The 26,818-nt window shown below is 73.2% G+C and carries 27 protein-coding genes; 11 read left to right on the top strand and 16 right to left on the bottom strand.

The genetic code is table 11. The annotated features are described in order from the left end of the window. Positions 1-335: 335 nt before the first annotated feature. Positions 336-1,463, top strand: a complete 1,128-nt coding sequence (locus tag FRAEUI1C_RS13320) for an ADP-ribosylglycohydrolase family protein (RefSeq protein WP_013423824.1) — start codon at positions 336-338, stop codon at positions 1,461-1,463. Positions 1,464-2,078: 615 nt separating this feature from the next. Here FRAEUI1C_RS13320 and FRAEUI1C_RS13315 read toward each other — a convergent pair. Together FRAEUI1C_RS13315 and FRAEUI1C_RS13310 are read right to left on the bottom strand one after the other, a co-directional pair. Then, positions 2,079-2,873 carry an enoyl-CoA hydratase/isomerase family protein gene (locus FRAEUI1C_RS13315; protein ID WP_013423823.1) on the bottom strand — a complete coding sequence of 265 codons (795 nt, stop codon included), beginning with the start codon at positions 2,871-2,873 and terminating at the stop codon, positions 2,079-2,081. A 35-nt stretch (positions 2,874-2,908) separates the two neighbouring features. Continuing rightward, entirely contained in the window at positions 2,909-3,643 is a 735-nt protein-coding gene (locus FRAEUI1C_RS13310; protein ID WP_013423822.1) for an SDR family NAD(P)-dependent oxidoreductase, read from the bottom strand. Positions 3,644-3,946: 303 nt separating this feature from the next. Between FRAEUI1C_RS13310 and FRAEUI1C_RS13305 the strand changes: the two genes are divergently transcribed. Continuing rightward, positions 3,947-4,603 (top strand): Clp protease N-terminal domain-containing protein, encoded by a 657-nt coding sequence (locus FRAEUI1C_RS13305; protein WP_013423821.1) that lies wholly within the window; start codon positions 3,947-3,949, stop codon positions 4,601-4,603. A 95-nt stretch (positions 4,604-4,698) separates the two neighbouring features. On the opposite strand, the gene FRAEUI1C_RS13300 is transcribed toward FRAEUI1C_RS13305, so the two are convergent. Further along, positions 4,699-5,157, bottom strand: coding sequence for a hypothetical protein (locus tag FRAEUI1C_RS13300; RefSeq protein ID WP_232425413.1), 459 nt, complete (start codon positions 5,155-5,157; stop codon positions 4,699-4,701). Positions 5,158-5,271: 114 nt separating this feature from the next. Between FRAEUI1C_RS13300 and FRAEUI1C_RS13295 the strand changes: the two genes are divergently transcribed. Continuing rightward, positions 5,272-6,483 carry a cytochrome P450 gene (locus FRAEUI1C_RS13295; protein ID WP_232425412.1) on the top strand — a complete coding sequence of 404 codons (1,212 nt, stop codon included), beginning with the start codon at positions 5,272-5,274 and terminating at the stop codon, positions 6,481-6,483. Between the two features lie 47 nt (positions 6,484-6,530). Here FRAEUI1C_RS13295 and FRAEUI1C_RS13290 read toward each other — a convergent pair whose 3' ends face one another. The 3 genes from FRAEUI1C_RS13290 to FRAEUI1C_RS13280 all read right to left on the bottom strand — a co-directional run bounded on the left by FRAEUI1C_RS13290 (position 6,531) and on the right by FRAEUI1C_RS13280 (position 10,581). Continuing rightward, complete coding sequence (locus FRAEUI1C_RS13290; RefSeq protein WP_041259277.1) at positions 6,531-7,238, bottom strand: TetR/AcrR family transcriptional regulator; 708 nt, start codon at positions 7,236-7,238, stop codon at positions 6,531-6,533. Positions 7,239-7,423: 185 nt separating this feature from the next. After that, positions 7,424-8,911, bottom strand: a complete 1,488-nt coding sequence (locus tag FRAEUI1C_RS13285; protein WP_049807170.1) for a class I adenylate-forming enzyme family protein — start codon at positions 8,909-8,911, stop codon at positions 7,424-7,426. Positions 8,912-9,162: 251 nt separating this feature from the next. Beyond that, positions 9,163-10,581 (bottom strand): ABC transporter substrate-binding protein, encoded by a 1,419-nt coding sequence (locus FRAEUI1C_RS13280; RefSeq protein WP_013423816.1) that lies wholly within the window; start codon positions 10,579-10,581, stop codon positions 9,163-9,165. A 552-nt stretch (positions 10,582-11,133) separates the two neighbouring features. Here FRAEUI1C_RS13280 and FRAEUI1C_RS13275 point away from each other — a divergent pair. Then, positions 11,134-12,561 (top strand): hypothetical protein, encoded by a 1,428-nt coding sequence (locus tag FRAEUI1C_RS13275; protein WP_157734921.1) that lies wholly within the window; start codon positions 11,134-11,136, stop codon positions 12,559-12,561. A 17-nt stretch (positions 12,562-12,578) separates the two neighbouring features. Here the strand turns inward: FRAEUI1C_RS13275 and FRAEUI1C_RS13270 are convergent, their stop codons facing one another. Next, positions 12,579-13,004: a PPOX class F420-dependent oxidoreductase gene (locus tag FRAEUI1C_RS13270; protein ID WP_013423814.1), complete on the bottom strand. Its 426-nt coding sequence runs from the start codon at positions 13,002-13,004 to the stop codon at positions 12,579-12,581. Between the two features lie 48 nt (positions 13,005-13,052). Beyond that, positions 13,053-14,210, bottom strand: a complete 1,158-nt coding sequence (locus tag FRAEUI1C_RS13265) for an MGH1-like glycoside hydrolase domain-containing protein (RefSeq protein WP_013423813.1) — start codon at positions 14,208-14,210, stop codon at positions 13,053-13,055. Positions 14,211-14,391: 181 nt separating this feature from the next. Between FRAEUI1C_RS13265 and FRAEUI1C_RS13260 the strand changes: the two genes are divergently transcribed. Further along, complete coding sequence (locus FRAEUI1C_RS13260; protein WP_041259275.1) at positions 14,392-15,234, top strand: TIGR03620 family F420-dependent LLM class oxidoreductase; 843 nt, start codon at positions 14,392-14,394, stop codon at positions 15,232-15,234. Positions 15,235-15,288: 54 nt separating this feature from the next. Here FRAEUI1C_RS13260 and FRAEUI1C_RS13255 read toward each other — a convergent pair whose 3' ends face one another. From FRAEUI1C_RS13255 to FRAEUI1C_RS13245, 3 genes are all read right to left on the bottom strand, one after another. Then, a complete protein-coding gene (locus tag FRAEUI1C_RS13255; protein WP_013423811.1) occupies positions 15,289-16,026 on the bottom strand; it encodes an ABC transporter permease in 738 nt (245 codons plus the stop codon). A 34-nt stretch (positions 16,027-16,060) separates the two neighbouring features. Beyond that, complete coding sequence (locus FRAEUI1C_RS13250) at positions 16,061-16,516, bottom strand: tellurite resistance TerB family protein (RefSeq protein WP_013423810.1); 456 nt, start codon at positions 16,514-16,516, stop codon at positions 16,061-16,063. Between the two features lie 140 nt (positions 16,517-16,656). Next, complete coding sequence (locus FRAEUI1C_RS13245) at positions 16,657-17,346, bottom strand: LuxR C-terminal-related transcriptional regulator (protein ID WP_013423809.1); 690 nt, start codon at positions 17,344-17,346, stop codon at positions 16,657-16,659. Positions 17,347-17,746: 400 nt separating this feature from the next. Between FRAEUI1C_RS13245 and FRAEUI1C_RS13240 the strand changes: the two genes are divergently transcribed. Continuing rightward, the gene (locus FRAEUI1C_RS13240) at positions 17,747-18,913 is read left to right on the top strand and encodes an amidohydrolase family protein (protein WP_013423808.1); all 1,167 of its coding nucleotides are present in this window, start codon (positions 17,747-17,749) and stop codon (positions 18,911-18,913) included. A 179-nt stretch (positions 18,914-19,092) separates the two neighbouring features. Then, positions 19,093-19,404 carry an antibiotic biosynthesis monooxygenase family protein gene (locus FRAEUI1C_RS13235; RefSeq protein WP_013423807.1) on the top strand — a complete coding sequence of 104 codons (312 nt, stop codon included), beginning with the start codon at positions 19,093-19,095 and terminating at the stop codon, positions 19,402-19,404. A 32-nt stretch (positions 19,405-19,436) separates the two neighbouring features. Here FRAEUI1C_RS13235 and FRAEUI1C_RS13230 read toward each other — a convergent pair whose 3' ends face one another. After that, complete coding sequence (locus FRAEUI1C_RS13230; RefSeq protein ID WP_013423806.1) at positions 19,437-20,168, bottom strand: alpha/beta fold hydrolase; 732 nt, start codon at positions 20,166-20,168, stop codon at positions 19,437-19,439. 210 nt (positions 20,169-20,378) lie between these two features. On the opposite strand from FRAEUI1C_RS13230, the gene FRAEUI1C_RS13225 reads away from it, so the two are divergent. The 3 genes from FRAEUI1C_RS13225 (at position 20,379) to FRAEUI1C_RS13215 (ending at position 22,787) form a co-directional block, all read left to right on the top strand. Next, positions 20,379-21,002 (top strand): hypothetical protein, encoded by a 624-nt coding sequence (locus FRAEUI1C_RS13225; RefSeq protein WP_013423805.1) that lies wholly within the window; start codon positions 20,379-20,381, stop codon positions 21,000-21,002. 141 nt (positions 21,003-21,143) lie between these two features. Then, positions 21,144-21,635 carry a DUF1003 domain-containing protein gene (locus tag FRAEUI1C_RS13220; RefSeq protein WP_013423804.1) on the top strand — a complete coding sequence of 164 codons (492 nt, stop codon included), beginning with the start codon at positions 21,144-21,146 and terminating at the stop codon, positions 21,633-21,635. A 213-nt stretch (positions 21,636-21,848) separates the two neighbouring features. Further along, positions 21,849-22,787 (top strand): acyl-CoA desaturase, encoded by a 939-nt coding sequence (locus tag FRAEUI1C_RS13215; RefSeq protein WP_013423803.1) that lies wholly within the window; start codon positions 21,849-21,851, stop codon positions 22,785-22,787. 182 nt (positions 22,788-22,969) lie between these two features. Here the strand turns inward: FRAEUI1C_RS13215 and FRAEUI1C_RS13210 are convergent, their stop codons facing one another. Continuing rightward, entirely contained in the window at positions 22,970-23,245 is a 276-nt protein-coding gene (locus tag FRAEUI1C_RS13210) for a GlsB/YeaQ/YmgE family stress response membrane protein (protein WP_013423802.1), read from the bottom strand. A 288-nt stretch (positions 23,246-23,533) separates the two neighbouring features. Between FRAEUI1C_RS13210 and FRAEUI1C_RS13205 the strand changes: the two genes are divergently transcribed. Continuing rightward, the gene (locus FRAEUI1C_RS13205; protein ID WP_013423801.1) at positions 23,534-24,823 is read left to right on the top strand and encodes a mechanosensitive ion channel family protein; all 1,290 of its coding nucleotides are present in this window, start codon (positions 23,534-23,536) and stop codon (positions 24,821-24,823) included. Here the strand turns inward: FRAEUI1C_RS13205 and FRAEUI1C_RS13200 are convergent. From FRAEUI1C_RS13200 to FRAEUI1C_RS40205, 3 genes are read right to left on the bottom strand one after another with little or no spacing between them, the layout of a single operon-like run. After that, positions 24,792-25,217, bottom strand: a complete 426-nt coding sequence (locus FRAEUI1C_RS13200; protein WP_013423800.1) for a hypothetical protein — start codon at positions 25,215-25,217, stop codon at positions 24,792-24,794. The two genes, FRAEUI1C_RS13205 and FRAEUI1C_RS13200, sit on opposite strands and share 32 nt — an antisense overlap. Next, a complete protein-coding gene (locus FRAEUI1C_RS13195; RefSeq protein ID WP_013423799.1) occupies positions 25,214-26,191 on the bottom strand; it encodes a metallophosphoesterase family protein in 978 nt (325 codons plus the stop codon). The genes FRAEUI1C_RS13200 and FRAEUI1C_RS13195 overlap by 4 nt, the downstream gene beginning before the upstream one ends. Continuing rightward, positions 26,188-26,703 carry a cupredoxin domain-containing protein gene (locus tag FRAEUI1C_RS40205; RefSeq protein ID WP_013423798.1) on the bottom strand — a complete coding sequence of 172 codons (516 nt, stop codon included), beginning with the start codon at positions 26,701-26,703 and terminating at the stop codon, positions 26,188-26,190. Before FRAEUI1C_RS40205 ends, FRAEUI1C_RS13195 begins: the two co-directional genes overlap by 4 nt. Positions 26,704-26,818: the final 115 nt, after the last annotated feature.

Raw genomic sequence — 26,818 nt, 5'->3', positions numbered from 1 at the left:
CCTGGCCACCTGCTGGGCGCCTCACCGGCTCCGATGCCCGCCCGAGCCCGGACGTGAGGCCACCCAGCTGCAATCCCCCGGGGCGGCCCGCGCCAACCGGCATCCAGCCCAGACACCACGGCCGGAGGGGACCTTTCGCGACGCGCGGTGTGGTCTTGCTGGCGACGCGGCGTGGGATTGGCGGGCAGGCTGCCTAGGCTTGGATCACGCGGCGGGACGGTCCACACGCATGGCGCCGTCGCTGACGGCATTGCGGTCTGCCACGACGGGCCCGATGAGCACCGGGTGGACGTCGGGAACGGTCGCCGGGCACGGGTGGTGGAGGGGAAATCGCGGTGTTGTCTTACCGGGACAGGGTGCGGGGCTGCCTGCTGGGCGGTGCGCTGGGAGACGCGCTGGGCGCCGGGATCGAGTTCCTCGCGCTGGAGGAGATCCGCGCCAGGTTCGGGCCCGCCGGGGTCACCGGGATGACCGGCGGGTACGGGGTGCTCGCCCCGATCACCGACGACACCCAGATGACGCTGTTCACCGCCGAGGGCCTGATCCGAGCCTCGGTCCGGGGCCGCTCCCGGGGGATCTGCCATCCGCCGACCGTGCTCTGGCAGGCCTACCAGCGCTGGCTGGTCACGCAGCGGATGACCGAGCCGCCGGCGGAGGTCAGCGGCTGGCTCGCCGCGCAGCCGGTGCTCTACGCCCGGCGCGCCCCGGGCAACGCCTGCCTGTCCGGCCTGTCCCAGCCGAAGATGGGGACGCTGGAGCACCCGGCGAACCCGGACAGCAAGGGCTGCGGCACGGTGATGCGCTCGGCGCCGTTCGGCCTGCTGCGCCGCGACCCGGAGGACTCCTGGGCGCTGGCCGTCGAGTGCGCGGTGCTGACCCACGGGCACCCGTCCGGCTACCTGGCCGCCGGAGCCCTCGCGTGGATCATGGCACTGGTGATCGACGGCAGCCCGGTGCTGGACGCCGCGCGCTCGGCCCTGGCCCACGCGCAGGACGAGCCGGCCGGCGCCGAGGTGGCCACGGCGCTGCGCCGCGCCCTCGGCGCCGCCGCCGAGATCACCGCTGGGACCACCGGGACCACCGGGACCACCGGGACGAGCATCGACGCCAGGACCATCGCCGGCCAGGTGGAGGCCCTCGGTGAGGGCTGGGTCGCCGAGGAGGCGCTCGCGATAGCCGTGTTCTGCGCGGTCGTCGCCGCCGACGACCCGGCGGCCGCCCTGCTGGCCGCCGTCAACCACTCCGGCGACAGCGACTCCACCGGCGCCATCTGCGGCAACCTCGTCGGCGCCGCGGTCGGCGTCGACGCGCTGCCCGAGGACTGGCTCGCCGAGCTGGAGGGCGCCGAGGTCGTCCGTGAGATCGCCGACGACCTGGTCCGCGAGATCACCGGCAGCGCCGACGTCGCCGACCGCTGGGGCGGCGTCACCGTCGAATGGTCGGCCCGCTACCCCGGCGGCTGACGGCGGCCGGCACATCCCAGTCCCGGTCAGGCCAGGCCGTCCGGCCGTCCGGGTCAGCCACGGCCAGGCACGGACCGTCCGGCAGTCCCGGCCAATCCCGCCCGGCCAGTGCCGGCCAAACCCGCCCTGGGCCGTGCCCCCCGGCGATGCTCACCCCCGCGGTTCACCTGGCCGGAAAAGACCGCCGCCGTCCTGCTGTAGGCCAGCGACTCCTCCGCGAACGCGACCGGCGCGGACATCCGAGTCGACAGAGGCATGATCACTACCTGGTAACCGGCCCCCACCACTTTCCCCTGCGCATCCGGTGATCAAGGAGGTCTCGCACCCCAGGGGGACGCCTTGATCACTCGTTGCGCAGGCAAAGCGGCGTTCGACACCCCAATTTGTCCCTTTTAATCCCGCGCAGTTCTTGATCAAGGTGCAGCAGTTTGGCCAGACAGCCGGGATGATCGGCGTCTGCGCAGGCGAGGCGGCGGGTGGCGTCTCGGTGCGGTGGATCTCCACGTTCCGCGGCGCGGATGATCTCCGCGCTCCGCGGTGCGGTGGATCTCCGCGCTGCGCAGGTGGATCTCCTGCCGGCGGCCCTTGCGGCCGCCGCGGAGGGGGCAGCGGTGGCTACTCCCCCGCGGGGCGCAGGGCCGCGCCTTGGTCGGCGAGACGGCCGGCGACCTCGCCGGCGCCCGCTCCGGTGAGCATGGCCAGGTAACGGGCGGACTCGACGGTCAGGTAGTCGCCCAGGGTCAGGTGCTCGCCCTCCAGCAGGCTCTGCTTCATGACGCGCAGCGCCTCGGGCCGGCGGCCGGCCAGGGCGTCGACGAGGGCGCCGAGCTCCGCCTGGAACGACTCTGCCGACCAGACCCGGCTGACGAAGCCGTACTCGCGGGCCTGCTCGGCGTCGAGCTTCGGCGAGAGGTACAGCAGCTCCCGGGCCCGGTTCGCGCCGACGATCCGGGGCAGGGTCCAGGCGAGGCCCAGCTCGCCGGGCAGGCCCACGTTGACGAACGCGGTCGCGAACCGGGCGCTCGCCGAGGCGACCCGCAGGTCGCAGGCCGCCGCCCAGGCGAAGCCCGCCCCCGCGCAGGCCCCGTTGACCGCCGCGATCGTGACGGCGGGCAGCTCGCGCAGCAGCCGGGCCGAGTGGTACGTCTCCGCCGCCGGCAGGGCCCGGGCGCCGGCGGAGGCGCCCTCGGCCGGGCGCAGATCGGCGCCGGGGCAGAACGTGTCGCCGGCGCCGGTCAGCACCAGCACCGTGACGTCGTCATGGCCCGCCAGCTCGGTGAGGGCGCCGTACATCTCGACGGCCATCTCCGTCGTCACGCCGTTGCGCCGTTCGGGCCGGTTGAACCGCACCCAGGCGACCCGGCCCTCGACGGAGACGTCCAACGTGTTCCACGCGCTGGCGGGTCTCATGGAATGTCCTCCAGGGGCTGGGCTGGGCGGCGCGGTCAGGCGATCGAGGCGCCGTCGATCAGGTACTCGCCCCCGGAGATCGCCCGAGCGGCGTCGCTGACCAGGAACAGGACGAGGTCCGCGACGTCCGTCGCCTCGGCGGCGATCCCCAGCGGGATGTTCGCCAGCGCCTCCTTCTCGTGGTAGCGCAGCAGGTCGGCCGCCATCTCGGTGCGAACCAGGCCCGGGCAGACGCAGTTGACCCGGATCTGGTGGCGGCCGAGCTCCAGCGCCGCCGCGCGGGACAGGCCGCGTAGGCCGAACTTGGACGCGACGTAGGCCGAGCCCATCGGGATCGCCTTGAGGCCCGCGGCCGACGCGGTGTTGACGATGGCGCCACCACCCCGGGCCCGCATCGCCGGCACGACCGCCCGGATGCCGAGGTAGGCGCCGACGAGGTTCGTGTCGAGGACGTCGCGGAAGGTCGCCTCGTCGGTGTCGACCAGCGACCGGCTGACCATGACACCGGCGTTGTTGACGAGGATGTCGACGCCGCCGAACTGGTCGGTCGCCAGCGCCACGGCGTCGGTCCAGGCCCGCTCGTCCGCGACGTCGCCGGCGACGAACCGGGCCGCGTCCCCGAGCCGCCCGGCGGCAGCCTCGACGGCCTCGGCCAGCCGGTCGACGAGCACGACGCGGGCGCCTTCGGCCACGAAGCGCTCGGCCTCCGCGAGCCCCTGCCCACGGGCGGCCCCGCTGATGATCGCGACCTTCTCGGCCAGCACGCCCACGCCCGCTCCGTTCCGCCCACCGACCCGCGCCACGAGCCGGCGATCACCGTGGTGGATGTCCGCGAGCACTGCCTATCAGACCGACCGGCCCCCGAGCAGCCGATAGCCACCGCTACGGCCAGGTTGCCGGGCACCTGTCGCCCCGCAAAAGGACACGGTGTAGGACACCGGAGAGGACGCCATTGCCGCGATCGGCCCGGGTTTCGGCCAGATTGCGAGCGCGAACGTCCACAGTTTTGGACAATAGAGGGACAACTGAACCGGCCGCCATCGGGCGTCGGACACCGCACCGGGAGCGCACCGATGCATGACCTGCTCAACGACCATGCCCGACGCCTGCTCGTCCTGGCCCAGGGGGAGGCACTCGGCCTGAGCCACGACGAGATCGCCACCGAGCACCTGCTGCTCGGGGCGCTGGACCGGCGGATCGGGTCCGGCGCCGCCGCGCTCGCCTCGCTGGGCGTCACGCACGACCGGGCCCACACCGAGATCGTCCGGATCGTCGGCCACGGCTCCGGCCGGGGCATGGCGCGGGGGCGCGGCAGGGCCGGCCGGGCCCGCTCGCTGCCACTCAGCCTGCGGGCCCAGTGGATTCTGGAACGCGCCCGCCGGGAGGCCGCGGCGATCGACCACACGAGCGTCGGCTCGGAGCACATCCTGCTCGCCCTCCTGCGCGAGGACGGCGGCCATGCCTTCCGGGTGTTCGAGCGGCTGCGGGTCAACCGGGACGAGGCCCACCGGCGGGTCCTGGTCGCCCTCGACGTGCTGCCCTACCCGGGCCCGACGCTGCTGGACGGGATCGCGGGGAACCTCGACGCCCGGATCGAGCAGGTCCGCGCGGCCAAGGACGACGCTTTGGACCGCCGCGACTTCGGGCTGGCCGTCGAGTTCCGCCAGGTCGAGCGCAACCTCGTCGCCCAGCAGGCGCCTTCTGGCGAGACCGCGTCCAGAACCGCCTGACGGGAAAAGCGAGAACACGTAAGGCTCCGCGGGTCCGGTCGGTGCACGGGATCTCCCTTCACGGGATTTCCCGCCGACCGGACCCGCGGGATTTCTCAGGCGACGAGGCTCACGTTGAGAACCTGGCCGCCCTGCGGGCGATACAGCAGGAAATTCGTCGAACGGTAGGTCCGCTGGCCCGCGATATCGCACCTGACCTGGGCGGTCGCCGTGCTGGGCAGATTCGGGTTGCCGAAGACGATCGAGAACATGCCGCCGGGGCCCACCGTCGTGCCGTGCGACTCCCCGCCGCCGGTGATCAGCAGCGACTCGGCCGACCCAAGCTTGCACCGGACCGAACCGGCCACCTTCAACGGATTGTTGATCGTTCCGGCGACAGCCGGCGCGGCGGCCACGGGAATCACCGCCAGCGGAGCTCCGACCCCCATGATGAGCGCGATCGACTTGATCTTCGAGACTCCGCGCACGATATCCCTCCGTGGACCGTCGGCTACCTGGCGCGGCCGGCCTACCCGCCCCGTCGCCGGGCCATGCGCGGCCCGGGCCTCGGCCACCCGTACGGCGTGGTCCGGCACCGCAGGGTCGCGCCCGGTCTGGCCGCGAGCGCCGGGTTGCCGTAGATTTGGGCTCGGTTCAACTACTTCGGCCGGCGGCGACAGGGAGCTCCAGTGTCGGTTGGTAACGCGTCCTCGAGTGCGGCGCCCGCGGCGGGCAACCCGATGGAGAACCCCGCGTTCTTGGCGGCCCCGCAGGCGATCTTCCCGGCGCTGCGGGCCCGGGGCGCCGTGGCGGTGGGCGACCGGGCGGTGCTGCTCACCCGCAACGCCGACATCGCGACGCTGCTCACGAACCCCGAGGTCTTCTCCTCGGGCGTCGGCGTGACCGAGACGGGCGCCAAGCGGCCGCTGATCCCGCTGCAGATCGACCCGCCGAAGCACCGCGAGTACCGCAAGATCCTCGACCCGCTCTTCTCCCCGCAGCGGATGAAGGAGATGGAGGGGCCGATCAGCGAGCTCGCCCGCGGGCTCATCGACACGATCGCGGCGCAGGACGAGGTCGACTTCGTCCAGCGGTTCTCGACCCAGTTCCCGTCCCAGGTCTTCCTCACCCTGCTCGGCCTGCCGCTCGACGAGCTGCCGACCTTCCTGACGATGAAGGACGGGTTCATCCGGCCCGAGTCGATCACCGGGCAGCCGCGCGGGCACGAGGACTCGATCGCCCTGCTGACGAAGACCTCCGACTCGATCTACGAGTACTTCGACGCCGTGATCGCCGACCGGCGGGCCCATCCGGGCGAGGACATCGTCAGCCGGTTCCTGGAGACGGAGGTCGAGGGCGCCCGCCTCAGCCACGAGGACATCGTCGACATCTGCTTCCTGTTCTTCGTCGCCGGCCTCGACACGGTCTCGGCCTCGCTGGACTGCATGATGCTGCACCTCGCGACGCACCCCGAGCGGCGCCGCGCGCTGGTGAACGACCCGGGCCTGATCCCGAACGCCGTCGAGGAGCTGCTGCGCTGGGAGTCGCCGGTGATGATGGTGGCGCGCGTCGCGACCCAGGACACCGAGATCGCCGGCTGCCCGGTCAGCAAGGGCATGGTCGTCACGGGCCTGCTCGGCGCCGCGAACACCGACGAGCAGGAGATCGCCGAGCCCGACGTCGTCCGGTTCGACCGCGCGACGAACCGGCACATCGCCTTCGGCCGGGGGCCGCACCGCTGCCTGGGCTCGCACCTGGCCCGCCTGGAGCTGCGCATCGCGCTGCGGGAGTGGCACGCGCGCATCCCCGAGTACCGGGTGCCGGACGGCTTCGAGCCGGCCTTCACGACCACGATCCGGTCGCTCGTCACGCTCCCGCTCCAGCCCGGCCAGGCCGGCTGACCCAACCGGCCCGGCCGGCCGGCGCCGGCCGGCCGTGGGCGGAATTCCTACGCGCCGGGCCCGGCCGGCTCGCGCGGCGGCGCGGCGCCCCCGACGGCGGCCAGGCAGAACGCCCACAGATGGCCCGCGATCTCGTCGATGGGCTGCTCGGACGGGGCGAAGGCGTGGTGGTGGTACACGGTCATGAGCAGCTTGGTGACCAGGGCGGCGTCACGGTCGACGTCGGTCGGGTGCAGCAGGCCGGCCGCCTCGCCGGCGCGCAGCTCGGTCGCGATCAGGTCGGTGATCGGCTGGATCGCGTGCGCCATGTCCTCGGGGAAACGCTGGTGCAGCCGCCAGTGCTGCGCGGTGACGAACCTCGGGCCGGCCTCGTTGGCCGCGCCGTCGGCGCCGCCCGAGCTGGCCCCGGCTCCCCTGGCCGCGTCCAGGCCGGAGAGCATCGCGAGGACGTAGTAGCGCAGCCGGGCGACCGGGTCGGGCAGCTCCTTGGCCGCCTCGGCGTAGGCCTCGGCGCTCTCCGCGATCAGGTCCTCGATGACCGCGACCATCAGCTGGTCCTTGCCCGGGAAATGCCGGTAGAAGGTCTGCAGCGCGACGCCGGCCTCGCGGGCGAGCTCCTGGGTGGTGAACTGGTCGCCCTTCTCGTTCACCAGCCGGCGGGCGGCCTGGACGATCAGCTTCGCCTGCTGGATGGTACGAAGACGGGAGCGCTGGACCGACGGCGATCGGTCGGCGGCGCGTTCGGCCCAGGACACGGCATTGACGCTACCTTTCGCCGCCGCCGAAACGGCGACCAGTCCGGCCAGATCGCCCCGCCTATCCGGCCGGGGCGGCCTGTCCGTGTACGGATGGGACATCGCGACGGAGACGACGTCGCGTCGGCCGCGCCGCGACGAGCGCGCCGCGGTTGACCTTTTCGCCTCGCCGCTGGGACGTTCCGTCAGCCGCCCCGCGCGGCGACGAGCGCGCCGCGGTTGACCTTTGTCGCCTCGCTGCGCGGAATCGCGCCGACGAACTCGACGGTCTTCGGGGCCTTGTAGTGGGCGAGCCGGTTCTTCGCGTAGGCGATGAGCTCCGCCGCGGACGGCGGGTCGGCCGGGTCGGCCGGCTCGACGATGGCGTGCACCCGCCGGCCCCATTCGGGGTCGCGCAGCCCGACGACGACCACGTCGGCGATCCCGGGATGGTCTATCAGCGCGTTCTCGACCTCGGCGGGAAAGACGTTGGCTCCGCCGGTGACAATCATGTCCACCCGGCGGTCGACGAGGTAGAGGAAACCGTCGGCGTCGAGGTAGCCCATGTCCCCGGCGGTCTGGAAGCCGTCCTCGGTGGTGCGCAGCCGCGGGGCGTCGCCCAGATAGCGGTAACCGTCGTTGCCCGGGGAGCGCAGGAAGATCTCGCCGATCTCGCCGGTGGGCCGCGCGGCGCCGTCGACGTCGAGAACGCGCAGCTCGGTGCCGCCGAGGCCGCGCCCGACGCTGCCCTCGTGGGTCAGCCACTCGTCGCCGCGGATGGCGGTCAGGCCCAGGCCCTCCGTCATCCCGTAGGCCATGGCGATCCGGTCCGCGCCGATCAGGCCGGCCCAGCGGTGCACCAGCGACGGCGGCATCGGGGCCGCGCCCTGCAGGATCCAGTCGAGGCTGGAGAAGTCCCGCCGCTCGACGCCCGGGAGATCCGCGATCCGCTGCAGCATCGTGGGCGTCGCGGTGAACGTGGTGACGCGGTGGCGCTCGATCACGGCCGCGACCCGGGCCGCGTCGAACTTCTCCATCACGATGAGCCGGTCGCCGGACAGCAGGCTGAACAGGGTGGCGAAGGCGTTGATGTGGTACATCGGCGCGAGCACGAGAACCGTCTGCGGCCGGGGCACCGGCCGCCAGTTCGCCATCAGCGGGCCGGCGAAGCGCTCGTCGTGGACGCCGCGGCGGCCACTGACGATGATCTTCGGGGTTCCGGTCGACCCGCTGCTGCAGATGCCGTTCACGTGCGGGGCGACGACGTCGGGCAGGTCGGGCGGGTCGTCGTCTGCGGTCGCGTCGATCCAGTCGAGGTCGGCCGGGCTCAGGTAGAGCCGCGGCTCGATGACGGCCCGCAGCCGGTCGAGCTCCCAGTCGGGCACGTCCCAGCGCACCGGCACGGGGACCGCGCCGAGCTTCCAGGCCGCCAGCACGCTGAACACGAACCGCGGCGAGTTACGCAGCCCGAGGCCGAGCCGGTCGCCGTGGCCGAGGCCCCGGGCCGACAGCGCGGCGGCGAGCTGGCTGGACCGACGGTCCAGCTCCGGCCAGCTGAACGCCGGTTCGGTGCCGTCGAGCGCGATGTGCCGGTACACCGGATCGGCCGAGCCCTCCGCCGCCAGCTCCCGGATCCGGCGCCCGAGGCTGACATCCGCGGCGGCGCCGGGCTGACCGGTGTCGGGCCCGCCCAAGCCTTCGGTGTCGGCCTCCGTGGCGGTGTCGGCCTTCGTGGCGGTGTCGCTGGCCTCGGTGTCTAAGGCGGATTCCACGGCACGTCCCTCCAAGATCCAGCGCAGGCTCCGGTTCAGGCACCAGGTTCCCGCGTGCCGGCCGCCGGGGCACGAGAATCGCCCCCGCGCCGCCCGGCCCGGCCCGCCCGCGCTGCTCGCGCGGACGGAGCCGGGCCGGCGTCGAGGGCGCCGACCTCGCGCGCCCCGCCGGCTCAGCCGGCCGAGGCGCCCACGACCTGGTAGCTGCGCGGCTGGCCCTTGGCGTCCAGGGTCGCGACCAGGGAGCCGCGGGTGCAGACGGAGCTCGCCAGTGTGCTGGCCTTGCCATCGCACTGGAAGGTCAGGCCGCCCGCGCCCGGCAGTTCGGTCGACGGCATCGACCTGATCGCCGACAGGACGCTGGTCGGCGTGATGTCCCCGGTGAGGCGCGCGACCGACGTCTGGAAGCCGGCAAGCGCGCTGAACATGCTCATGCCGCCCTGCTGGCTGGTGTCGACGCCCTTGGAGTACGTGGCGACGACGGCCTTGTAGAGGCGGGTGGACGGGTTGTCCAGGCCGATCGGCGAGCTGGCGCTGATCTGCATGCCGTTGAGCAGGCTGCCCGGCACCGCCTTGCGGGTGGCGTCGGTGACGCACTGCGCGATGCTGGTGATGTGGCCGGTGAACCCGGCCGACCGCAGGCCGTTGAACGCGCTGATGCAGAACGAGTCGTTCCCGAGCACGAAGACCAGGCCCGGGTCGCCCGCGACGACCGGCTGCAGCTGCGGCGTCATGTCGGCGGTGCCCGGCGGGATGCGGACGAGGTTGAAGTCGAGGCCGGCGGCCTTGGCCTGCGCCGGCGCGACGGTCGTCTCCAGCCCGACCGCCGAGGGCACGTCGATGACGATCGCGGTGAGCTTCTTCAGGCCGAGCGACTTGGCCACGGAGATGGGCATGCCGATCGTCCCGGCGGTCGGGTCGGACAGCACGAACGTCGAGTCCTTGTCGAGCAGCGGGCCGGCGTCCGAGGTGGCGTAGAGCATCACCGGGACGTGCGCGTCGTGCAGCGGCTTCCAGGCGGCGGCCATCACGGCGGTCTCGCCGAACACGGCGGCGGCGACGTTCGCCTCGACGAGGCGATTGCCGCAGTCGGCGGCCTTGCCCGGGTCGCCGAGCGCGTCGCACTTCACCAGCTCGATCGGGTGGCCGGCGATCCCGGAGCGGTGTTCGTTGAGCCACTTGGCGGTGGCGTCGGCGACGGTGTCCTGCGCGGACATGTCCGAGATCGCCGACTTGCCCTCGGTGATGATGCCGATCTTGACGGGGGTGCCCGTGGCCCGCGCCACCGGGCCGAGCAGGGCGCTCGCGGCGCCGGCGGACGCGGCCGGCGTGGCGGTGCCCCCGCCGCTGCCGCCGCAGGCCGCGACGAGTCCCACACCCACGGCGAGGACCACGACGAGCGGGACGCGCGACCGCCGGGTGAGCCCGGATAGCCGTGCCGCGCCGAACAACGGTGCCGCGCTGAACAACCGTGCCGCGCTGAACGACGGTGCCGCGCCGGATAACCGGGCCGCGCCGGATAACCGGGCGCGCCCGTGGCGGGTGCGCCGGGCCGGCCGGTCCGTCGAGACTCTCGTAACCCTCAGGTTCATCACGTGCCCTCGCTTGCCTACGAATGGCCAGGCCCGCGGTCAGCAGGCCGGAGACGGCGGTCGGGGAACCGACCCGGCGCGGCCGGAGAAGGGCCGCGCGGGCGGTCGTGAAAAGGAACAGCGGAAGCAGCGGCGGGCACCGGCTGGCGGGCTCGCCACGGGGTTCGGGGCGCCCAGCCGGGCCACCTCGCGGGCTGCCGGCGTCGCGCGTCGCCGGGAGTGGACGCATGCTCGCAACATTCAATGAGGACGTCAAGCTCTACATGGAGGCGAACTCCATGAATCTCAAACACGAGAACGTCGTTCTACCCAATGCGGCGCACGCAGGCCGGCCGCGGCGCACCGCACAGCGCGACGAGGCCGTCCGCCCGGCCCTACGCCCTGGTCACCGAACTGGGCGGACCGGCGACCACGGCGTAGGACTCGGGCGGGCCCTGAAGGCTCCGAAAAACGCGAATATCTGCCAAACCCGAGCAATCTCCGTGATTCGGCAACCATTCACAGCCGCGGAACGACTGTCCCATCGGGGGGCTCGACCCGATGGAGCTGACCGTGACGCTGAAACGGACCGCCCGCACCCTGGCGCTGCTGGCGGTCGCCGTGGCCACCGCCGCCGGCTGTGCACCCGGCGGCCTCCCCGCCGGCGGAGGCGGTACCGGCCCGGTCGGCACCCCCACCAGCTCGCCGCCGGTCCGCTCGTCCGCCTCGCCGTCGCTCCCGCCGGCCACCACACCGCCGCGGGCCACCACGCCGGCCACCGCGCCGGCCACCGCGCCGGTGACCTCCACACCGCCGGGCACCGCGACCTCGTCCGCGCCGGCGGCCGGTGCCTGCGGGCGCGCCGCGGGCACAGCGCCGACGACGCGGATCACCGACGTCCCGCTGGGCTCCCAGGTGGTCAGCTTCGGGCCGCAGGGCGACACCGACCCGTTGCCGACCGCGATCACCGCTGCGCCTGGCGGGGGCTCGTGGCTGGCCTGGCTGAGCCCGGACTCCCAGGTCCATCTCGGCAGGCTCGACTGCGACGACCACCTGGTCGGCGCCACCACCACCGTGGCCGGGGTCGACCTGCAGGACATCCGGGCCGACGCGCAGGGGGTGGTGGTCCTGCTGACCCGCCCCGGCCCGCAGGGCAACGGAACCCTGTGCGGCGGGACGTCCAGCCCGACCAGGGCCATGTGGATGGTCCGCTTCGACAACGCGGGCCGGCAGGTCTGGGAGCGGCAGGTCACCAACCTCAGCGCCAGCCTGGGCGGTTACGACCCCGGCGCCCTGTTCGTCTGGTGGTACAACCACCACGGCACCCTGGCCTTCGACGGCGCCAACTACGCCGCCTACTTCGAGGCCGCGATCACGGTCGCCAACGGCGGCTGCGTCGACATCCACGAGGGCGACCGGATGCAGGTCGTGAACGCCACCACCGGCGCCCTGGTCCCCGGGCACGACAGCTTCGCCTGGGGGTGCAGCCACGCCTGGGACTCCCACATCACCTGGGACTCCCGGACCGGGCACTTCGCCATGGTCTGCGCCACGGACAACAACTGCCGCATCGCCCGCCCCGGCACCGGGCAGACCGTGGCCTCCGGGGCCTGTGACGGGACCCTGTTCGGTGGCGACCTCGTGCTCGCGGGCGCCCAGGGCTACTGGACCGCCTGGAGCAACGGCGGCCAGGCCCGCCTGGAGCACTTCGCCGCCGGCGCGTCCGACCACACGGTCGTCACCGCCGACAGGACCGAGCACTCGCACCTGGTCGCCTACGGCCCCGCGCGGATGCTCCTGACCTGGCGGTCCGGGTCCGCCACCGCCGCCCAGGTGTACGACTCGACCACCGGCGCGGCGGTGGGCGCCCCGTTCACCATCGCCGCGGCGGACCACACCTACGTCGAGGCGAAAGACTACCCCGACGGCAGCGTCGCCTTCCCCGCCGTGGGCGCCACCGGCTCGTCCGTCCGGATCGTGCGGGTGATGCCGCTACGCTGACCCCGGCGGGGTGGGGTTCAGGCCCGCGCGGCCGCGCTCTCCTCGGCCGCGACGTCCCGGGTGTGCAGGCCCGGCCGGTCGGGGTCGACGTTGTAGGCGACGACGCGGCGGGGATGGATCCGGATGATCTCGGGCGCGAGGTGCCCGTCGCCGGCCGGCCGCGTCACCGTCTCGGCGACGCCGCGGATCTCCAGGAAGTGCGCGCCCTCCATGGTCTGCTCGGTCACCTCGTCGACCACGAACGCCACCAGCGGATTGGCCCGCACGTTGCGGTACTTGGCGCTGCTCGCCATCGCGAACCCGGCGATGTCGATCGTCCCCAGCTCGGCGTTGACGGTGAAGCCGAGCGGCTTCACCTGCGGGACGCCGTCCGGGCCGATCGTCGACAGGTGCCCGCGGGGCTGGCGGGCCAGGAACCGCTGCTCGGCATCAGTGAAAGTCATGCCGCGACCGTAGGACCTCAAGCGCGCTTGAGGTCAACGGTCGTCTCGTCAGCTGGCGGCCACCGGGGCGGCCTGGGTCGGGACCGGCGGGTAGGTGGCGGCCAGCGCCGCCCAGCCCTGCGGCCGGGCGCCGAGGCCAGCCCCGGTCTCCGGGTTCCAGTACTCGGCGAAGCCGGAGGCGACGGCCGCGCGGCGGCTCGCGTCGGCGATCGCCTCGGCGAGTGGCGCGGCCTCCCAACGGCGGGCCGCCTGGTACAGCATGTAGTTCAGCTGGGGCCAGGCCGGCCCGCGCCAGTACTGCTCCGGGGAGTAGCGGGGGTGGCCGGCCGGCACGAACCGCAGGCCGAACGGGGCCGCGTAGCCGGCCGGGTCCGCGGCCAGTACCAGCGCCGCCCTCGCCTTCGCCGGGTCCGCGGTGACCAGCAGCGGGGTCAGCCCGTCCAGCGTCGGAATCAGCGCGCTCGGTCCGCCACCGACGATCGGCTTGTCCACCCAGTGGTTCTGGTCCGCGTCCCAGAGCACGTCGTCGATCGCGCCGGCCAGCTCGCCGGAGCGCCGCCGCCAGGCCGGGTCCCCGGTGAGCGCGGCGAGCTCCGCCGCGGCGTGCGCGGCGAACGCGTTGAAGGCCGCCGGGGCGACGACGAAGTCCCGCGACCAGCGGGCCGCGCCCTGCTCGTCGAACTCGGTCGAGTCGACCAGCTGGTGGTCGACGATGGTGAACGCGAGGCGCGACCAGGTCGAGCGCCCGACCCAGTCGTCGAACCGGGGTGAGTCGTCGGACCCGGACTCCCACGGGTGGACGATGTAGAGCAGGCCGTCCGAGCCCATCCGGTGGGTCCACAGATGGTCGAGGGCCCGTTCGATCCGGGCCAGCGTGTCGGCGGCGACCGGCAGCCCGCGGTCGGCCAGCACCCGCGCGGCGTGCGCGTAGATCGGCGGCTGGGTGAACGAGGAGCGGTCCGGCAGCGGGCCGCGGCCCTCGGACGGCGAGGCGTAGCGCATGTGCGGCACGAAGCCGTTCGGCAGCTGCGCGTCCAGGCAGGACGCCAGCTCGACCGAGGCTCGCCGGTCGCCGAGCGCCGCCCAGGAGATGGCGTGGAAGCACGAGTCCCAGAGCCACAGGTGCGGGTAGACCTCCGGGTTGGGCACGCAGTACTCGTCCCGCCAGCACGCCGCCAGCACCGCCGCCGCCCCGTCCGTAATCATCGCCCCAGGCTAGTCCGTCCGGCTGGCCAGACCCTGACCACGGGACGAACACCAGCCTGGAGGCGGAAGCCGGAATGGCATGCCGACAGGCCGGCGGGAGCCCGCGCGCCTGCCCCGAGGCCGACGCGCCGGGAACAGCGCGCTGGGAACAGCGCGCCGGCCGGGCCTGTTGCCGCAAGGCATGACCATTGCGGGACCGATCGGTATCGCGGGCCTTGGCCTCGACGCGACGGCGGAACCGGCCGCCCAGACGGCCGCCGCCACCAGACTGGCGGAGCTGGGCTACCAGACGCTCTGGCTGCCCGGCGGCCAGGGCAACAACCTGGCCCAGATCAGCGGGATCGTCCGCGCCACCACCGACCTGCGGGTGGCCAGCGGCATCGTGCCGGTCCTGCAGGTGCCGGCCGCCGAGGTCGCCGCGACCTACGCGGCGCTGGAGGTGGACCATCCCGGCCGGTTCGTCGTCGGCCTCGGCGGCGCCCACGGGCCGAAGCCGTTCCCGGCGCTCAACGCCTACCTGGACACGCTGGACACCGAGGCCCCGGTGGTGCCCGCGTCGGCGCGGATCCTCGCCGCGCTCGGCCCGCGGATGCTCAACCTGGCCCGCGACCGCGCGGCCGGCGCCTACCCGTACCTGGTGACCCCGGACTACGTCGCCGGCGCCCGCGCGCTGCTCGGTGCCGGGCCGACCCTGGCGGTGCTGGTGCCGGTCATCCCCCTCGCGGACCCGGGCGCGGCCCGGGAGCTCGCCCGCGCCTCGACCGGCTTCTTCACCACGGTTCCCGGCTATCGCGCCAACTTCGCGCGGATGGGCTTCGCCGACGCGGACATCACCGAGCTGCGCGACGCCTTCGTGGACGGCATCACGGTCTGGGGTGATCTGGAGTCGATCGTGGCCCGCGTCGCCGAGTTCCACGCGGCCGGTGCCGACCAGGTGGTACTGGGCCTGCGGCTGCCCGCCGAGGCCGCCGCCAGCGAGACCGCCGCCTGGCAGGCCCGCCTGGCCGAAGCCCTCCTGAGCTAGTCAGGCGCCGGCCGGCGCCGCGCATGCGGCGGCCGCCAGGTCCAGCCGGCGCGTCTAGTCCAGGGCAGGCAGCTGGGTGGGCGCGCCGAGCAGCCAGACGAGCACGACCGCCGCGTAGGTCTCCGCGGCCAGCAGCGCGATGAGGACGACGAGCTGGAACCGGGCGGCGTCCAGCGGGCTCGCCCCGCCGAGCAGCGCGCCGACGAACGCGCCGGGCAGGGTCACCAGGCCGACGGTCCTGGTCTGGTCCAGCGCCGGCAGCAGCGCCTCGCTGGCCGCGGTGCGGGCGATGTCGGCGACCGCCTGGCGCGGGGTCGCGCCCAGCGCCAGCCACGCCTCGACCTCGTCCCGGCGCCGGCGCAGGCCGTCCAGGAGCCGACGGCCGGCCAGCGTGCACGCGGTCATCGTCCCGCCCAGCACGATCCCGCCGAGCGCCACGAGGTAGCGGGGGGAACGCGGCAGGGCGGGCACCGCGAACAGGACGCCCAGCGTGAGCGCCGCCGCCGACAGGCTCGCGATGACCACGGCCCTGCCGGCGCCGGGCAGCTCGGCCAGCCGTCTCGCCGCGGTCCGGGTCGCGACCGCCGCCATCACGGCGAGGACGGCGAAGCTGGCCGCCGGCGCGGCGAAGACCGACCGGATGACCAGCCCGACGGCGGCGAGTTGCACGACGGCGCGCAGCGCGGCCGTGAGCACCGCCGCCCGCAGCCGCAGCCGGCCGTAGCTCTGGGCGGCGACGGCGAGGATCAGCAGCAGCCCGAGGCTGACGGCCAGGCGTACGTCGTCGCTCACCGGTGTCCCGCGGCCCGGGCGAGGCCCGCTCGGGCTACAGGTCGAACTCGTCCGGGCTGATGCCGACGGCGAAGCAGGCCTCCCGGACGACGGCCTGCTCGGACTTGTCGAAGTTGCCGTCGGCGCCGCCGATGATGATGCCGATCTGGATGACCGCGCGGGCCTCCGCCGGCTTCTTCTTCGTCTTGCCGATGTCCTGGAGGACGGAGACCTTGCCGAACGCGAAGTCCTGCTGCAGCTTGACCAGGTAGTCGTTGAACCGGCGCTGCAGGTCGTCGGCCGGGAAGTTCGCCAGGACGTCGTTGGCGGCGATCAGCCCCGCGACCCGCTGCCGCTCGGCCGGGTCGACGGTGCCGTCGGCCGCGGCGACGAGCGCGCAGATGGCCATGCTGGCGTCGCGGAAGGCACCGCTCTTCAGCTCGTTCTTCTTCGCCGTGAGCTGGCCTTGCATGGTCTGCGTCGAGGTGCGCAGACGGTCCCAGATCGGCATGGTGCTTCTCTTTCTGTATCGAGGTCTGTATCGAGGTCGCTCCGCGGCCCGGCCGCGGATCTCCAGTCACCGGACGCTGTCAGGTCCAACGCCCCACACCCGTCGAAGGTTCTCGGGCGTGCTCCGGGCGCCCGTGGCGTTCACATCCTGACGCGCCAGGACTGGATGCGGTGGAAGTCGGGCGCGAACCCGTGGTTCACCCCCCACAGCACGGCCTGGGACCGGCTGGTGACCCCGATCTTGCGATACAGCGTGCGGATGTACGACTTCACCGTGTTCGGGCTGAGGCAGGTGATCTCGGCGAGCTCGGCGTTGCTGCGCCCCTGCGTGATCAGCGCGAGGACCTCCGCCTCCCGTTCGGTGAGGCCCTCGCCGCGGCCCGGCCAGTCCAGCCCGGCCACGGTGCGCGAGCGCGGCGGCGGGCTCACCACCACCTCCCCCGCGTGGACGGCCTCCAGCGCCGCGACGAGTTCGCGGGCGGCCAGGGTCTTCGACAGGTAGCCGCTCGCGCCCCGCGCCAGGGCGCTCTCGACCAGCGTCTCGTGGAAGTTCCAGGTGTAGATGACGACCCGGCCCGTGTGCTCGTTCGCGACGATGTCCGCGAGCTCCTCGCCGCCGGCCTCCGGCTGGGCGAACGAGTCGTACAGCACGATGTCGACGTCCTGGGCGACGGGCCGGTTGGTGTCGATCTCGACGACGCGGACGCGGTCCTGGTAGGGCGTCAGGATGCGCGCGACGCCGGCCAGCACCACGTCGTAGTCGTCGACGAGAGCCACGGTGAGCGGTCCGGGCGCGCCGGAGGCCGCGGGGAGCGGGGTACCACCTGCCATGGGCAGGGCATACCCGCCCCTACGGGGGCACCACACCCCTTTCGCCAGGACGAGCGGCCGGCGCCGGCGCCCGCCGCCCGCGCTATCCGTGCACCCCGGGAAAACCGACCGGCCGCTAAACCGTTTCTCGACCCGGGATTCGGCCGTCGACGTCATATCGACGGGCGGCGCGGGTCCGCCATGAGTGGCGTGACCCCGCCATCGTGCGGCGAACGGGCAGCGGGGCCCACGAAGGGTCGATACGGTCCGCCCGACCCGGTCGCCGGCGTTTTGCTGATGGCCAAACATCCGTCTGCCCTCTGGCGTCCTGCCCGCCAGAGCCCGGCTCGTCCGAACACGAGGCAACGCCACGGCGCTCCGCACGTGAATGCCTCGGATCCGCACTCGAAGAGGAGTATTTGTGCGCGACGAGAACACCCTCGACGAAAGTCAACCGTTCCAGGGGCTGGATTCTCCTGCTCCCCACCGGCGCTCCCTGCTCTGGGGCGCCGCCGCGCTGGGCGCGGCGGCCCTGGCGCCCTCCGCGGCGGCGACGGCCAGCGCCGCCGCCACTCCCAGCGCCGCCCCGAGCCCGAGCGCCGCCGCGCCCAGCCCCGCGCCCGCAGCCAACGCGAACGGCCGCATCGACGTACACCACCACGCCATCCCGCCGGCCGCGCACCAGTGGATGGTCGACCACGGGCTGCTTCCCCCGGTGGGCGGGCCGCCCTGGGCGAACTGGACCGCCGAGAGCTCTCTGGCGATCATGGACGAGACCGGGGTGGCCGCCTCGGTGCTGTCCGGGCCGGCCCCCTCGGAGTTCCTGACCAGCCTCACTCCGGCGCAGATCGCGGAGAGCACCCGGGTCGGAAACGACGCGCTCGGCCAGGTGATCAGCGACCATCCGACCCGCTTCGGATTCTTCGCCGCCGCGCCGGTGGCCAACGTCGACGTGGCCCTCACCGAGATCGGGTACTCGCTGGACACGTTGCACGCCGACGGCGTCGTCCTCAGCATGCACGCGGGGGGCCAGTATCTCGGCGACCCGGCGTTCGACCCCATTCTCGCCGAGCTGGACCGGCGGCACGCGGTGGTGTTCACCCATCCGTACAACCTGCCCGGATGCTCCGGCGCTCCCGTCCCCGATTTCCTGGTCGACTTCCTGGCGGACACCACACGCGCGGCGGTGAAGATGCTGCTGGCCGGGGTTTTCGACCGCTATCCCAACATCTCCTTCATCCTTCCGCACGGCGGCGGATTCTTCCCGCTGCTGGCCAGCCGCCTGCAGCTCGGCTCCTACCTGGGGGTCGGGGTCAGCCAGGCCGTGGCCACCCGCGCCATCAGGCGGTGCTGGTATGACTCGGCCGCGCCGATCTCGCCGGGCGCCACCCCGTCGCTGCTCGCCGCGGTCGGAGCCGAGAAGCTGTTGTTCGGCTCGGACTTCCCGGCCTCCACCGCGGACGGAGCGCGCCTGAACGCGCGAGCGATCGACACCGACCCGGTGCTCAGCCCGGGCGTCCGCCGCCAGATCAACCGCGAGAACGCCCGGCGGCTGTTGCCCGCCCTGGCCCAGCGCATCGGCGGCTAGGACGGCCAGCGGTGGCGGGCCGACCCGCTCGGCGCGCCACCGCCCGACCGGCCCACCACCCGACCGCCTGACCCACCCACCGCCCCGACCGCCTGACCCGCCCGCCCGCCCGCACCCGACGCCTGGGTGCCGCCGGTGGGCCACCCGCCGGCACCCGGGTAGGCAATACGCTGGACGGCGTGACCGTCGTGAAGATCAATGCCATCGAGGTTCCCGAGGGCGCCGGCCCCGAGCTGGAGAAGCGGTTCGCCAACCGCCTGCACGCGGTGGACGGACAGCCCGGCTTCGTCTCGTTCGAGCTGCTCCGGCCGGTCAAGGGCGACAACCGGTACTTCGTCGTGACGCACTGGGACAGCGAGGAGTCGTTCCAGGCGTGGCTCACCGGGCCGGCGATGGAGGCGCACTCCGGGGAGCGCGCGCGCCCGGTCGCCTCCGGCTCGTCGCTGCTGGAGTTCGAGGTCGTCCAGCGCTCGGTCGCAGGCGGCTCCTGACGCCAGCGGGCGGCTCCTGAACCGCCGCGTTCTCAGCCGGCGGGTGTCAACGCGCGCAGATAGGCGTCGAGGCGCCCGGCGAGCAGGTCGGGCTGGCTGAGCGGCAGCAGGTGGCCGCCCGGCAGCTCGTCGACCTCGACGCCCGGGCCGAGCCGGTCGCGCACCACCCGGCGCTGGAACGACGGCGGGAAGAACCGGTCGTCGCTGCCCTGCAGGAACCGGGTCGGCACGTCGGGCCAGCCGGCCAGCGGCCACGGCTGCGCGCACATGACCGCGGACGGCCCGGCCGGCGGCGGGCCGGCCAGTGCCTCGTCGGTGATCTCGTCGGGGACGTCGTGGAAGAACTCGTCCCGCAGGTCGAACGCGTCGCCGCCGGTCGCCACCCGGCCCGCCTCGGCGGCGGCCGTGGCCCGCGCCGCGCCGTGGCCGACGGCGCCCCACCACGCGTCCACCGACTCACCGGGCGCCGGCACCATCGCGTTGAGCAGGACGAGCAGGTCCACCGGGACCCGCTCGCAGACCAGCGGCGCGACGAAGCCACCGAGCGACAGCCCGACCACCACCACCCGGCCCGGGCCGGGTGACGCCGAGGCGCGCAACGCGGCGACGGCGGCGACGGCGTGGGCCGCCAGCCCGGCTCGCGGGTCGGCCGGATAGTCGACGGCGACGGCGGCGTGGCCGAGCGCCCGCAGCCGCGGCACCAGCCGTTGCCAGGTCCAGGCCCGGCCGTCGGCGCCCGGGATGAGTACGAAGGTCGTGGTCATCGTCGCTGATCCTTCCACCTCGTCCGGCGGCCAGCCGTCCGTGCGCGGGTCCCGAGGCAAGGTCGTGTGCCGCGGCCACTGGCGTCGACGGACTGACGCCGCGTCCGCGGTGTTATGGGTGTCAGGTGTTATGGGTGTCAATGGGGGCAGACCGGCGCGGAGTGGGCGAGTCATCGCTCGCCTGACAGCCGACCCGGGGCAGGTGCGCGCATGAAACGAGCGGTGAGGGCGACGATCGTCGCGTGGGGCGTGACGCTGGCCGTCGCGGGATGCGACGCGGTCAGTGCCGGCCCCGAGAACTCCGGTACGGGGAGCCCGACGGCGCCGACGACCTCGACAGCCAGCCCCGCCGGGCCGTTCGCGCTGCCGGCGTCGGCCTGTGACCTCGTCCAGGCAGCCACCGTCGAGCAGGTCACCGGCCGAGCCTCGGTCTCCCTGACCGGGGCCAAGGTCGCGCCGCCCGGTTCCACCCGCGCCCTGCTGACCTGCACCTTCACCGACGGAGCCCTGCCCGTCGGGCTGCTGACGGTCGACTCCCGCCCGGCCGGCGCGGGCAAGACCGCCGCGCAGGAGCTGGACGGCTCGATCGCCGGCAGCCTGTACCGCGCGACCGACGCGACCGACGTCCCCGGCCTGGGCGACGCGGCGAAGTACGGCACGGCGCCCAGCGTCGACGGCCTGACCTACGCGACCGTCTGGACGGTCGAGCTGCGCGACGGCGGCGTCGGCGACCTGACCGTCACCCTCGCCTCCCGCGACCCGGCCGCCGCCCGTGACGGCATCCTCGGCGTCGCCAGGTCCGCCCTCGCCACCCTCGACCACCAGGGCGGCTGACGGCGCGCGGCCGGCGCGGATCAGACCGGCGAGCCTCTGGGTTCACAGCTCCCCCTTTCCCGCAACGTTGGTGGTCTTGCGCGGCGGCCGGCGAAACAGGACCGAACGCCCACCGTTGCGGGGTTTTGGGAGCATGAGATCGTGACGACCTCACCGGAGCATCCGAGCCAGGACAGCGGCTCCCCGCCGAACGCCACCAGGCACCATCCGCCGAAGATCTTCAATGAGCGGGCCCTGGTCGCGCTCGGCCGCAGCGGCCAGGAACGGCTCTCCGACGTCATCACCGAGTTCGCCGGCTCGATGACGTTCGTGTACGTGCACGCGGTCTGGTTCGCCGGCTGGATCCTGATGAACGAGGGCTGCTTCGGCCGCGGCCTGGTCTTCGACCGGTTCCCCTACGGCCTGCTGACGATGGTGGTGAGCCTGGAGGCCATCTTCCTGTCGACCTTCGTGCTGATCTCGCAGAACCGGGACGCCCACCGGCAGAACGTCCGGTCCGACCTGGACTACCAGGCGGACGTCCGCGCGGCGGTCTGGACCGAGCACATCGGCCGCGCGCTCGGCCTCGACCCGGCCGAGATCGAGGCGAAGGTGACGCGGCTGCTCGCCGAGACCGACCCGTCGTCCTCCTGACGCACGGGACGACCTGACACACGGGACGACCTGACACACGAGGCCTGACACACGAGGCGCTGGCCTCAGGTCCTGGCGTGGTGAACCCAGCGGCCATATCGGTTTCACCTTGATTCCCCTTCCGGCCCAGCCTCGCGGGTGGCAGGCTGGCCGGGCTGCTCTGGATCCCGGTAGCGCATGAAGTAGCGGAGCTGCGTGCCGAAGGAGAGCAGTATGAATCCGTGCGCCGATGAGTCGCGCGAGAACGCGCCACCGCGGTCGGGCGTCATCACCACGAACGTCGTCTGGCTGACCGTGCTGACCGTGTTGGCGGCCGTCGCCGTCGCCCGGATCGCTTATCACGGCATCAGCGGGACGGTGCTGGCCTGGACGGTCGGCAGCTATGTCGTCACCGGTTTCGGCGTCACGGTCGGATACCACCGTTACCTGACGCACGAGGGCTTCCGCTGCTCGCCGGTCCTGCGTGCCGTCCTGCTCTTCACCGGCGCGATGGCCATCGAGGGGACGCTGGAAAGCTGGCGCAGAACGCACCTGGCCCATCACGCACACACCGACGTACGGGATCTCGATCCGCACACCCCGAACCAGTACGACGGATTCTGGCGCGGGCTGTGGCACGCCCACATGGGCTGGATGCTGGTGCATCAGCAGCTTCCAGCCCCCTTCGACCGGCGCGACGACGTCGATCGGCTGGTGGGGCTGCAGCGCCGCTACTACGTGGTGCCGGCCGTGCTGAGCTTCCTGGTTCCGTGGGCGGCAACCGGCTGGCAGCTCGACGGGCTTCTCGTCGCCGGCTTTCTACGGGTGTTCCTGCTGTTCCATTTCACCGCGTCGATCAACTCGGTCTGCCATGTCTGGGGCACCCGCGGCAGCGAGAAGCCGTCGGCGGTGCGCAGCGCCCGGCTGGCGCGCAACTTCGCCCTGACCGTGCTGCCCACCATGGGCGAGGGGTGGCACTGGCTGCACCACGTGATCCCGGGGTGCGTCGTCCACGGTTCGGGCCTGCGCCCTGATCCGACGAAATGGCTGATCTGGACGCTCGAACGGTCGGGCCTCGCCCAGGACGTCAAGTGGTACCGGAAGGAGCGGGCCAGAATTCTCGGCTACCGGCCCGCCTCCGCGGGCGCCGCGGGCGGCGTCCCGGACCTGTGACGGACCCGTCGGGCGGGAGAAGCGGCGTCTCGGCGAGGGCATAGCGACGGGCGGCCGGCACACCTTGAAGGTGCGCCGGCCGCCCGTGTCCGGGGGATACCGCGGCGGCCACCGATACAAAAGCCGCCCGGTCGCCGGTCGATTTCCAGGGCCCCGAGAGGCCCGCGATCCTCAGTGCGCCGTTACCGCAGGACGCGGCGCCGGCTGGCGGCCCGGTAGATCAGCAGGGCGACGATCGCGCCGATGATGGACCCGATGATGCCGGAGGGCTGGAACGCGCCCTCGCCGAGGTCCTTACCGAAGAGAACGTAACCCAGGAATCCGCCGATGAACGAGCCGACGACACCGAGAACAATGGTGGCAGGAATGCTCATCGGGTCACGTCCGGGCACGAGAACACGCGCGACGGCGCCGGCGATGAGACCGAGCACGATCCAGGCGACGATAGTCCAGAGCACGATTTCCTCCTGGTGTGGAGAGCATTTTCGACGATCACCCGTCGTGTATCGGGAGCTTTACCCCACCGAGCGCGCGGCTCAAACAAACGAGTGTGTGGCGCCCATCATTCGATACAGAAAGAGATTGGTCGACTACCAGAAGTGGTTGCGCGGGCCGGCCGAACCCGGGCCAGCTCCCTGTGAAGGCCGTCACCTGTTGACCTGGAGCAAAGGGGGCAGTGGTGAGGGGTCCCCCACGTGGGTAGATCTCGCCATGCTGGCCGCCACCCGACCCCTGGAGCCCTACTCGTGCCCAGCTCTTCCGCCATGTCCCTGCCCGCGGCCGACTCGACGCCGGTGGTGCTCGTCGTCCTCGCCACGGCCGGGGCCGCCGGCTTCCTGCTGGCCTCTGTGACCGACCGGCTCGTGCGGCGGGCCGAGCACCGCTCCCAGATCGCCGCGGACGTGTCCCGGCGCGGCCGGCGGCCGCTGCGGATCACCGCCGTGCTGCTCGGCCTGCTCGTCGCGGCGAACGCGGCGCCGAGCCAGGAGTGGACCCCGGCGCTCATCCGCGTCCTGGGGCTCGCGCTGATCGCGGGCTTCGCCTGGCTCGCGACCGTCGCCGCGTTCGTGCTGGAGGACCTCGCGCTCGCCCGCTACCGGACCGACATCGCCGACAACCGGCACGCCCGCCGGGTCCGCACCCAGATCACCCTGCTGCGCCGGATCACCACCGCGGTCGTCACGCTCATCGCGGTCGCGGCGATGCTGATGACGTTCCCGAGCGTGCGCGTCGCCGGGGCGAGCATCTTCGCCTCGGCCGGCGTGGTGGGCATCGTCGCCGGTCTCGCCGCGCAGACCTCGCTGGCGAACGTCTTCGCCGGCCTGCAGCTCGCGTTCACCGACGCGATCCGGGTCGACGACGTCGTGGTCGTCGAGGAGGAGTGGGGCCGCATCGAGGAGATCACCCTCACCTACGTCGTCGTCCACATCTGGGACGACCGCCGGATGATCCTGCCCTCGACGTACTTCACGACGACCCCGTTCCAGAACTGGACCCGCAAGGAGTCCGCCGTCCTCGGCGCCGTCGAGCTCGACCTCGACTGGTCGGTGCCGACCGAGGACCTGCGCACCGAACTGCACGCGATCCTGGCCGACACCGACCTGTGGGACGGGCGGGTCGCGGTCCTGCAGGTGACCGACGCGGTCGCCGGCTACGTGCGGGTCCGCGTCCTGGTCAGCGGGAAGGACGGACCGACGGTGTTCGACCTGCGCTGCCTGGTCCGCGAGGCGCTGGTGCGCTGGCTGCGGGAGCACAGTCCGACGGCCCTGCCGCGGACCCGGATCGAGGCGCCCTACCCGGACCTGCTCACCAAGCCGGCCCGGTCCGGCCCCTGGCCCATGGGCGACGACCCGAGCCGCCCCGCCAACGGCGACCGGCCGGCCGCCGGCGCCGGCCATGTCCCCGGCCAGGCCGGCGCCGGCCGTCGTCCCGCGAGCCAGCGCGACGGCGACGACGCCCGGCTGTTCGGCGGCGACGCCGAGTCCGAACGCCGCTCCCGCGAGTTCAGCGAGACCGGCGACCACCCGACTGTCTGACCCAGGCCAACGCCAGGCCGGCCAGCAGGACCAGGAGCGCGCCCTCGGCGAGCACGCTGACCAGCGCCTGCGGGGACGGTTGCAGCCCGCGCTCCTCGAACCCGAACACCCCGACCGTGCGGGACAGCACGAACCCGACCAGCGCGCCGGCCGCCAGCGCGGCGGCGCCGAGCCGCAACACGGGCGACCCCGCCACGGCAAGGCTGACCAGCAGGAGCGCGGCGACCGCGAACGAGCCCGCCGCCTGCACCGCGAACGCGACGCCGACATCGTGGATCGACCGGTAGCCGTGCCGGTAGAGGTCGAGGTGGACGTAGCCGCTGACCACCAGCAGCCCCGCCGCCGCCACGTCGACGGCGCGAACGGCCCAGCCGCGGGCGGCCCCGGGCGTCACGCCAGCTCCAGATCGGTGATCGCCGGCCGCGGGTCCCGGGGCAGGTAGCTGACCTCGCGGATCCCCAGGGCCGCCCCCAGCTGGCCGGCCGGCAGCGTCTGGGGCGTCGGTGCCGGGCCGTCGCCGGGCTTGGGCAGCGGGTAGGCGGTGGTCGTCGCGCTGCGGAAGACCACGTTGCCCTCCGTCCGGCTGAACAGCTGGTGGACGTGGCCGTTGAGGCAGGTCACCGAGGAGAACCGGCGCAGGTAGCTCAGGGCCTGCACGGCGTCGTCGGTGCCCCAGCCCCAGGTCGGGTACATCGCGAACAGCGGGATGTGGCTGAAGACCAGGATCGGGGTGTCACTGGACAGGCCGGCCACGTCCTGGCGGATGAAGGCGAGCTGGTCGGCGCCCAGGTGGCCGAGCTTCTCCAGGCTCAGGGTGTTCACCAGGGCGAGGACATGGACGCCCTTGACGTCGAAGCTGTACCAGCCGTCGCCGCGGGAGCCGGCGCCGAAGGCCGCCCGGTAGGCCCGCCCGCCGTCGTCGACGGAGTCGTGCTCACCCGGCACGGTGTGCACTGCGCCGGCCCGCAGGCCCCGCATCATCTGGCTGACCTGGTCGAACTGGGCCGGCGTGGACAGGTGGGTGAGGTCGCCGGTGTGCATGACGAAGTCCGGCCGGTCGGGCAGCGCGTTGACCTGGGCGATGGCCCGGGCGAACGAGCCGGTGACGTCGGGGTTGGCGGTCCCGTGGAAGCCGATGTGGCTGTCGCTGACCTGGACGAAGCGCAGCGTCGCCTGGTCGGCCGCGGCCGCCTGGCCGGTGGCGCGGCCGTCCGAGACCTGGCTGATCACCTCACCGCCGGCGACGGTCAGGGCCACCGCGGCCCCGAACCAGGCGCCGTGGCGGGCCAGCTGCCGGCGGGTCATGCCCGCCCCGGCGCCGGGCACCCCCGGCTCGTCGTGCGTCCCGCCGGTGCGTTCGCGCCTCATGGCGTCACCACCACCGTGGCGAGCATGAACGGGTGGATGGAACACAGGTACGGGTAGGTTCCCGGCTTAGTGAAGGTGTACTGGTAGGTCGCTCCGGTGTCCATGGTCGGTGAATGGAAGCTGCCGTCCTTGGCTGTGACCGTGTGCGCGTCGGAATCGGTGTTCGTCCAGGTCACGGTCGTGCCGACCTTTACCGTCACCGCCTCCGGCGAGAAGGCGAAGTTCTGGATGGTGACCTTGCTGGTCGCCGTCGCCGGGCCGGCCGCCGAGCTGCCGGCGGCTCCGGCCGGCATCGTCATACCCGGCATCGTCATGCCCGGCATCGTCGCGCTGGGCGTGTCACCGCCCCCACCTGCGGCGCTGGTCGCCGCCGGCGGAGCGGACACGCTGGCACCGGCCTGCGCCGCGGGTCCCGAGGAGCCGCCGCACGCGGCCAGCATCGGCAGCCCAGCCGCCAACGCCACCACCGCGACGAGCCGTCCGGCCCGTCCCCGCCCGATAGGAATTCGCATTGCCGTGACCCGTCCGGCCCATTGTCAGGGGCCTTGTGTCGGGGGCCCGTAGACGCCGGGCCCGCACATTTGCGTCCGCTTCTAGATAGCGGCCGGGGTTACACGGCGGGCGGCG

The sequence above is a fragment of the Pseudofrankia inefficax genome (assembly GCF_000166135.1).
GTDB lineage: Bacteria > Actinomycetota > Actinomycetes > Frankiales > Frankiaceae > Pseudofrankia > Pseudofrankia inefficax.
This window is presented reverse-complemented; position numbering and strand designations above follow the sequence as displayed.

Coding starts and splice junctions, on each gene's coding strand:
- FRAEUI1C_RS13230 (WP_013423806.1), bottom strand. CDS start 20,168: ATGACCACGACCTTCGTACTCATCCCGGGCGCCGACGGCCGGGCCTGG.
- FRAEUI1C_RS13305 (WP_013423821.1), top strand. CDS start 3,947: ATGCATGACCTGCTCAACGACCATGCCCGACGCCTGCTCGTCCTGGCC.
- FRAEUI1C_RS13225 (WP_013423805.1), top strand. CDS start 20,379: ATGAAACGAGCGGTGAGGGCGACGATCGTCGCGTGGGGCGTGACGCTG.
- FRAEUI1C_RS13215 (WP_013423803.1), top strand. CDS start 21,849: ATGAATCCGTGCGCCGATGAGTCGCGCGAGAACGCGCCACCGCGGTCG.
- FRAEUI1C_RS13195 (WP_013423799.1), bottom strand. CDS start 26,191: ATGAGGCGCGAACGCACCGGCGGGACGCACGACGAGCCGGGGGTGCCC.
- FRAEUI1C_RS13280 (WP_013423816.1), bottom strand. CDS start 10,581: ATGAACCTGAGGGTTACGAGAGTCTCGACGGACCGGCCGGCCCGGCGC.
- FRAEUI1C_RS13260 (WP_041259275.1), top strand. CDS start 14,392: ATGACCATTGCGGGACCGATCGGTATCGCGGGCCTTGGCCTCGACGCG.
- FRAEUI1C_RS13245 (WP_013423809.1), bottom strand. CDS start 17,346: ATGGCAGGTGGTACCCCGCTCCCCGCGGCCTCCGGCGCGCCCGGACCG.
- FRAEUI1C_RS13270 (WP_013423814.1), bottom strand. CDS start 13,004: ATGACTTTCACTGATGCCGAGCAGCGGTTCCTGGCCCGCCAGCCCCGC.
- FRAEUI1C_RS13250 (WP_013423810.1), bottom strand. CDS start 16,516: ATGCCGATCTGGGACCGTCTGCGCACCTCGACGCAGACCATGCAAGGC.
- FRAEUI1C_RS13265 (WP_013423813.1), bottom strand. CDS start 14,210: ATGATTACGGACGGGGCGGCGGCGGTGCTGGCGGCGTGCTGGCGGGAC.
- FRAEUI1C_RS13315 (WP_013423823.1), bottom strand. CDS start 2,873: ATGAGACCCGCCAGCGCGTGGAACACGTTGGACGTCTCCGTCGAGGGC.
- FRAEUI1C_RS40205 (WP_013423798.1), bottom strand. CDS start 26,703: ATGCGAATTCCTATCGGGCGGGGACGGGCCGGACGGCTCGTCGCGGTG.